Consider the following 7,214-nt stretch of genomic DNA (forward strand, 5'->3'; position numbering starts at 1 on the left):
CCGAAACCCGGTTTTTAGGTTGCTTAAATTAATCTTTCGATAGTTTCTAAGAGCATTTGTTGATTAAAACTACTCTTAGTAATATAGGCATTTGCCCCCGCTTCTGCCCCGCGTCGCTTATCATCATCTTTGGCCAGAGATGTCACCAAAATAATCGGCAACTCACTATATTCTTTATGTTGACGAATTTTTGTTGTGAGTCCTAGCCCATCAAGATTAGGCATTTGAATATCGGAAACCACCGCATCAAATTGACGAGTTTTCAGCTTATTCCAACCATCCAAACCATCCACTGCTGTCACCACTTCATAGCCAGCACTTTGGAGAATCCGCTTTTCTTGGGTGCGGGTAGCGATAGAATCTTCTACCAACAAAATGACCTTTTTGCGTTGTTCGGTAATTTTCTCTTCCAGAGGTTGAGCATCGCTAATAATAATAGCTTGTTGGCGGACAGATTTGATCAAGTCTTGGGGGTTTAGTACCATACAAACTTCCCCAGTACCTAATATTGTCGCACCGGAAATATTGCGGACTCGCTTGAGCAGTTTACTTTGAGGTTTCAGGACTACATCTTGCTCATCGATCAGGGCATCTACTAATAATCCTAATCGTTCTTCGCCGATTTGTAGAATAATACAAGGTATTTTATGCTCCTGAGAATTGGTGTTGTCTTCTTGATGACTTTTTGTCTCAAACCTAGTATGATTCCGACTGATTCGCAGATGTTCTGGAATCTTTGAATTAATCGGCAGTAAATCGCTCAATCTGGCCACGGAAATAGGTTGCCCTTCTATAATCATGGTTTTCCGCCCTTCCAAAGAAAAAATCTCATCTTTGGAGATAAACTTGGCCATTTGAACGGCTTCGACGGGCAAAGCATAGACCAGTTGATCCACCTGCACCAACAAAACATGGGCGGTGGCTAAGGTGGTGCCTAATTGGAGTCGTAAGGTGCAACCTTTGCCCGGAGTGGAGTGAACCGCGATCGCGCCTTTGAGTCGTTCTACATTCGTCCGCACCACATCCAAACCCACACCTCTGCCGGAAACTTCCGTGACAAAGGTGCGGGTAGAAAAACCGGGGGCAAAAATTAATGCTTGAATCTGATTGGTGGTCATATTCGCCAGTTCATCAGGACGACAAATGCCGCGTTTCAGGGCTGTTTGCTTAATTTTTTCAAGATCCAATCCCTGACCATCATCACTCACTTCAATAATAATATTGTTAGTGGTTTGGTAGCATTTAATCCGAATCGTTGCCGTCTCCGGTTTGCCCTGCTGTATCCGTTCTTTTGGGGTTTCAATCCCATGATCCACCGCATTCCGAATAATATGAATCAAGGGGTCTTTCATTTCTTCTAGAATCAGCTTATCGGCTCTGGTTTCGGCTCCTTCTAAAATCAGGTTTACTTGTTTACCGTACTCTTTAGCTAGTTCCCTTACCATGCGGGGGAATAAATTCACTATCGTGGACATTGGTAACAGCCGCAAAGTCCGAATTCCTTCTTCTAGCTCATCTACGATCAGATCCAATCGCGCCGTATCTTCATAAATAGAACTTCTTAGACTGCTAATCAACTCACCGAACTTTTGCAGACGGTCTTCTGTGCGATGATGAAAGTTTTTTAACTGCTCCACAGACCCATTACGATTGCCTTTGACTACTTCATCAATACAGAAGCGATTGACAAAGACATCGCGGTTCCACTCTTCCCACAGGCTGACAATTTCTTCTACTTCCGCGAGTCGATGGTTAATCCGACTCTTGGTCACGGTCAATTCACCCGCTTGAGTCATCAGTTCATCCAGATTTCGCGTTTCCACCCGAATGGACTCAATCCGATAAGCCCCGGTTCTGCTCGATGTGCTCGACTGTGTGCTGGTGAAGGGTTCTAAGTCCGAGGTTTTCCTCTCATATGATGAGTCGGCAATGTTGTTGTCCAGGGAACTGGGAACGGGGGAACCGCCATCGCCGCCATCGGCTGCCGGGGAGCCGGAGAAGCCGGGGAGCGGTGGTGCAGGGGAGCCGGGGAGGGAAAGCTCCTCATCTCCTCTGCTCCTCATCTCCTCTGCCACTTGCCTGTTGCCCGTTGCCACTTGCCCGTTGCCCGTTGCCACTTGAGCGGTTAACTGAGCGAGGACATCCGGCACATTAATCCCACTGGGTTCCCCGGTAATTGCTTCATGCACCAGTTGACGGATGGCGTTTAAGCCGAAATAGAGGCGATCGCACAATTCCCCGGTTAGGAAAGTCGTTTCTTCCTTTAAACTGCCTAACAAATGCTCCCATTCATGGGCTAAAGTCGCCACATCTTTCACCCCCAACATCCCCGCATCCCCTTTGAGACTATGGGCTTCTCGGAGCATTTCCGCCAATTTTTCCTGGTTTTGGGGATGGGTCTCTAAATACAGCAAACCTTCATCTAACTTTTGTAGATGATCTTCACTGGCAAATTTGAAAGTCATCCGCAGTTCTTCATCATCAATCAGCAGAGAACTGGTACTTCCGGGTTCAAGGCTCACAGGTGGGGGAATAATTTCTGGTACTTCCGGGCTGACAGGCGACGTTTCTGATGGGATTGGGGCTGGTGGTGGTACTTCATCACTGACAGATGGTGGGACAGATGATGGCACCGACGATGATGCTTCCAGGTTAGCGCGGCTTTCTGGGGATTCCGAGTGAGATTTCGCTCCCATTAATTCAGCCAAGGCATAAAAGGTATTAACTCCACTCGGTTCTCCAGTAATCGCTTCCTGCACTAATTTACGAATGGCGTCTAAACCAGAATAGAGGCGATCGTAAATCCCCTCGCGCAAAGAAGCTTCGCCATCCTTTAATGTCCCCAACAAATGCTCCCATTGGTGGGCTAAAGTTGCCACATCTTTCACCCCCAACATCCCGGCATCCCCTTTTAGACTATGAGCTTCTCGCATCATTTCTGCCAGCTTTTCCTGGTCTTCGGGATGTTTTTCTAAATATAACAACCCTTCATCTAATTTCTGCAAATGTTCTTCACTGGCAAACTGAAAGGTAGTGCGGAGTTCATCATCTTCTATCATCATCGGTTTGTGTCCTTCAACGGATTGGGCAAAATTTTTATAAATTAATCATCAACGATTATCAATATAGTAATCAGTAGTAGTCAGTAAAGTGGGCAAAATTTGCCCACCCTACAAATGGCTTGAAATGATTCCTTGAAATCAATTATATCTACTCCCTGAATTATTCGCACCTTCTGAGCAGGTATAAAATCACCATATCAACGGCAGGGTTTACCCCGTCTCCCCTGACTTAACTTACCGTTGCTACAGCCCGGTTGAACAGGTTCACCGTTAAAGCATAATATCCAAATTTTCCGCAGCGGATTTTAGTTGCTCGGTACTGTTTTTGGTTTCGGCAATCCCGATCGCCGTTTGTTGGGCGCTGCTGTTTAAAATATTCATCGCCCCAACCACTTGTTGAATGGCCGTTGCTTGTTGCTGTGCAGTCAGAGAGATTTTTTGTGAATTTAACACAATATTATTGACCGCATCAACAATTATGGAGGCTGTTGTTTTGCCTTCTTGCGTGGCAGAAACCGTGGCTACCGTAGCCGTTTGAATATCCCGAACCAAATGATTAATTTGCACCGCTGATTCTCGGCTGCGATCGGCCAGTTTACGAATTTCTGTCGCCACCACCCCAAATCCTTTCCCTTGCTCCCCAGCCCGCACCGCTTCTACTGCCGCATTAATAGCCAGCATATTGGTTTGGTCGGCTAAACTACTCACCAGTACAGCAATGGTATTAATTTGCTGTACTTGGTTATTAAGATTTTTAATTTGATCGGCAATTTCTGCAACTTTTTCACTTAAGCTAGAATTGTAGTTGTTATGCCATGCTTCATCTTCTGATTTTTGTTCATTTCCTCTAACTAATAATAACACTTGTCTTGCTCCATTCAGTGCCGCTTCCGCTTGCTCTGCTGATTTCTGAGAAGAAGCTTTAAGTTCATCCATTGTAGTAGTTGTTTCATTCACCGAACTAGCTTGGCTAGAAGCAATCCGCTCTTGTTCTTCACTCGCGATCAAAATCCGCCTCGCACTCTCACTAATATCACTCACCGTATTTTTCAGTTTACCGATAATCGCTTGACTAATCAGATAGCCAAAAGGCGAAGCACCGACTACAGTTAAAAAGACTAAAAACCCAAAAATCCAGAGGGTTTGGGAAAAAATATGTTGAGCTTTTTCCCGTTCTTTAGCGGCATTTTCCAGTTGCAAGTCTCTAAGTTCTCTTAAATAATTGCTAATCGGATCAATGGCTAAATACATGGCATTTTGACCTTGGTTTAATTGAGCAATATTTCCTGCTTTTAATAATATTTTTTCTCTTTCAATTTCTCGATCTGCTTTGATAAATGAACCATATAATTTCTGCATAATCGATTGTTCTTCCTCAGTTTGTTCTGTCAATGAATATCTATCTAAGCTTTGCCGAATTTCTGTCTGAGATCGAGAAATTAAATTTAAAGCTTCATCAGTTGTAATAATCCCCACCCTAGCTTTATTGGTGGCATCAACAATCACCACAGCATAATGATCCAGTAAAGCATTCACTTCTCTTAAAGTAACTACATGATCGTCAAAAATTTTTCCCACTTGTCGATCCATGCGGTAAAATGAATATAACGAGTAACCACTGACTGTTGAGAGAATCACTGCTGGGATAATAAAAAATCCTAAGTACAGTTTATTCCTTAAAGTATTAATCTTGCTCATAGCAAATTTGTGGTGTGACTGATAATTAAGAGTGAATTTGTGTGAATTGTCGGAATTAGGCGAAAGTGCTCCGCACTGCTATCGCGATATTGCTCCGCAACTCTACCGCGATCGCCCTGTCACCTGGGCAACAAAAAACCCACAAGGCAGGGACGCAATGTCCAACTAAACTTTAATGGATAATGGATAATAGAGGAAATTGATGCTTGATAGTTGATAATTAATAGTTAATAGTCGATAGTTAATGGTTAGGGATTCTATGGTTGATAGGTAGGGATTCTATGGTTGATAATAAATAGTTGTCAATTATCCATTGTCAATTGTCAATCGTGGACTTTTTCCTCAGACAATCACTTCCTGTATGGAGTAAACAGAAAACTCTTGATCCGAATGCGCGGGCCATGACCGTCTGTACCACGCATATAGCCTAGCGGCATAGCGAAAGCTTACCGGGCGACTTCTGCTGTTCGTTCTGTAACAGTTTGGGCGAATACCCGAGATCGCCCATCTCAAATTTTTTCCCCAATACTAATGGAAAGGGAATTGTTACGGTTAAACTTGTTAAGTAGGTGAACATAATTAATACCAATTTTAGAAACTATACAATTCCCAGGTCTATTTGGGCGCAAGCATTGCTCCCCTACTGTTGTATGAATTTTTGTAAATAATATTACCAATTTCAAAATAATCCAGAGTCGGTTTTAACCGACTTGCGCTATTAGCCGGGGGTTTTAACCCCTGGTCTATTTGGGCGCAAGCATTGCTCCCCTACTTTTGTATGAATTTTTGTAAATAATATTACCAATTTCAAAATAATCCAGAGTCGGTTTTAACCGACTTGCGCTATTAGCCGGGGGTTTTAACCCCCGGCGATTTATGTACTGGTCTATTTGGGCGCAAGCATTGCTCCCCTACTGTTGTATGAATTTTTGTAAATAATATTACCAATTTCAAAATAATCCAGAGTCGGTTTTAACCGACTTGCGCTATTAGCCGGGGGTTTTAACCCCCGGGGATTTATGTACCCCCGCAATTAACCGACGATTGCGGGGATTAAAATCCCCGTAGGGGTCAACGGCCGTTGACCCCTACAGGCGGTTAAAGGGGTTTTAACCCCCGGGGATTTATGTACCCCCGCAATTAACCGACGATTGCGGGGATTAAAATCCCCGTAGGGGTCAACGGCCGTTGACCCCTACAGTCGGTTAAAGGGGTTTTAACCCCCGGAGATTTATCTACCCCCGCAATTAACCGACGATTGCGGGGATTAAAATCCCCGTAGGGGTCAACGGCCGTTGACCCCTACAGTCGGTTAAAGGGGTTTTAACCCCCGGGGATTTATCTACCCCCGCAATTAACCGACGATTGCGGGGATTAAAATCCCCGTAGGGGTCAACGGCCGTTGACCCCTACAGTCGGTTAAAGGGGTTTTAACCCCCGGGGATTTATGTACCTCCGCAATTAACCGACGATTGCGGGGGTACATAAATCCCCGTAGGGGTCAACGGCCGTTGACCCCTACAGTCGGTTAAAGGGGTTTTAACCCCCGGGGATTTATCTACCCCCTTTACCGATCTTCATTCTCTGCTATTCTGCTTCACCTATTAAAGTAAACGCCGCCCAATAATAAGGATCAGGATATTGATTTTTCATCGTTAACATCGCCTGTCGTAACGCTTGGGCTTTGTTGGGTGTCGTCTGTAAGTTCTGATAAAATTGTATCATCAATTGAGAGGTTGTTCGATCATTTACAGCCCATAACGACATCACTAAACTCGGAACTCCTGCATTCAAAAACGAACGAGATAACCCAATCATCCCATCCCCGGTTAACTGTCCAAGTCCAGTGTCACAGGCACTTAAAACCACTAATTCTGCATTTAATTTTAAGTCAAAAATTTCATCTGCCGTTAATAATCCATCCTCCGAACCCCCAGGAGTTAACGCTACGCCACTATTTAAAGGTTGAATATTATCAACAAATCCGTGAGTAGCAAAATGAATAATTCGAGCAGTTTTCAAGCGTTCAACTACCGTTGATTCTGTTGCATTAGATCCAATTAAAGCCGAAGTATTGAACATTTTAGCAATCTCAATCGCTTCTTTTTCAGCATAGTGAAGGGGGGCTAACGGTTTAGGTTCTTCCCCTGGACTCGGTGCAAGTTTCGGCATTTGCGGATTACCCACAATCACAATATCTTGGGCAGAAGAAGATAAATTTTGCCGTTTTTTGTGAGTTGTTTCTAACACAGTAATGGCAGGAGACATTACAATTGTATGTTTTTCAATTAAGAATTTTCCTTCTTCATCTACCAAAGCCGCAAAAGGTAGATAAAATAAAGCATCTGTGGGAACAAAAATTACTCGTTCATCTGGGTTAGTCGGTAATAAATCTTCAATGGGTTTAATTAACAGTTTATGGAGTTATTTTAACTCTCGATATTGATGCGGATT

At 43.8% G+C, this 7,214-nt stretch carries 4 protein-coding genes; 1 reads left to right on the forward strand and 3 read right to left on the reverse strand.

The window, feature by feature from the left end; translation table 11 throughout:
• Positions 1–23 precede the first annotated feature (23 nt).
• Positions 24–3,062, reverse strand: a complete 3,039-nt coding sequence (locus tag AM228_RS18250; protein ID WP_072160831.1) for a hybrid sensor histidine kinase/response regulator — start codon at positions 3,060–3,062, stop codon at positions 24–26.
• 270 nt (positions 3,063–3,332) lie between these two features.
• Positions 3,333–4,760, reverse strand: a complete 1,428-nt coding sequence (locus AM228_RS18255; RefSeq protein ID WP_072160832.1) for a methyl-accepting chemotaxis protein — start codon at positions 4,758–4,760, stop codon at positions 3,333–3,335.
• A 31-nt stretch (positions 4,761–4,791) separates the two neighbouring features.
• Here AM228_RS18255 and AM228_RS33000 point away from each other — a divergent pair, with 31 nt between their 5' ends.
• Complete coding sequence (locus AM228_RS33000) at positions 4,792–4,929, forward strand: hypothetical protein (protein ID WP_156331882.1); 138 nt, start codon at positions 4,792–4,794, stop codon at positions 4,927–4,929.
• A 1,418-nt stretch (positions 4,930–6,347) separates the two neighbouring features.
• Here the strand turns inward: AM228_RS33000 and AM228_RS18260 are convergent.
• A complete protein-coding gene (locus AM228_RS18260) occupies positions 6,348–7,175 on the reverse strand; it encodes a CHAT domain-containing protein (RefSeq protein ID WP_304437846.1) in 828 nt (275 codons plus the stop codon).
• Positions 7,176–7,214 lie beyond the last annotated feature (39 nt).

It is taken from the genome of Planktothricoides sp. SR001 (assembly GCF_001276715.1).
GTDB classification, from domain to species: Bacteria; Cyanobacteriota; Cyanobacteriia; order Cyanobacteriales; family Laspinemataceae; genus Planktothricoides; species Planktothricoides raciborskii.

Excerpts from the sequence above, each read along its gene's own strand:
- AM228_RS18250 (WP_072160831.1), bottom strand. The coding sequence starts at position 3,062 with ATGATGATAGAAGATGATGAACTCCGCACTACCTTTCAGTTTGCCAGT.
- AM228_RS18255 (WP_072160832.1), bottom strand. The coding sequence starts at position 4,760 with ATGAGCAAGATTAATACTTTAAGGAATAAACTGTACTTAGGATTTTTT.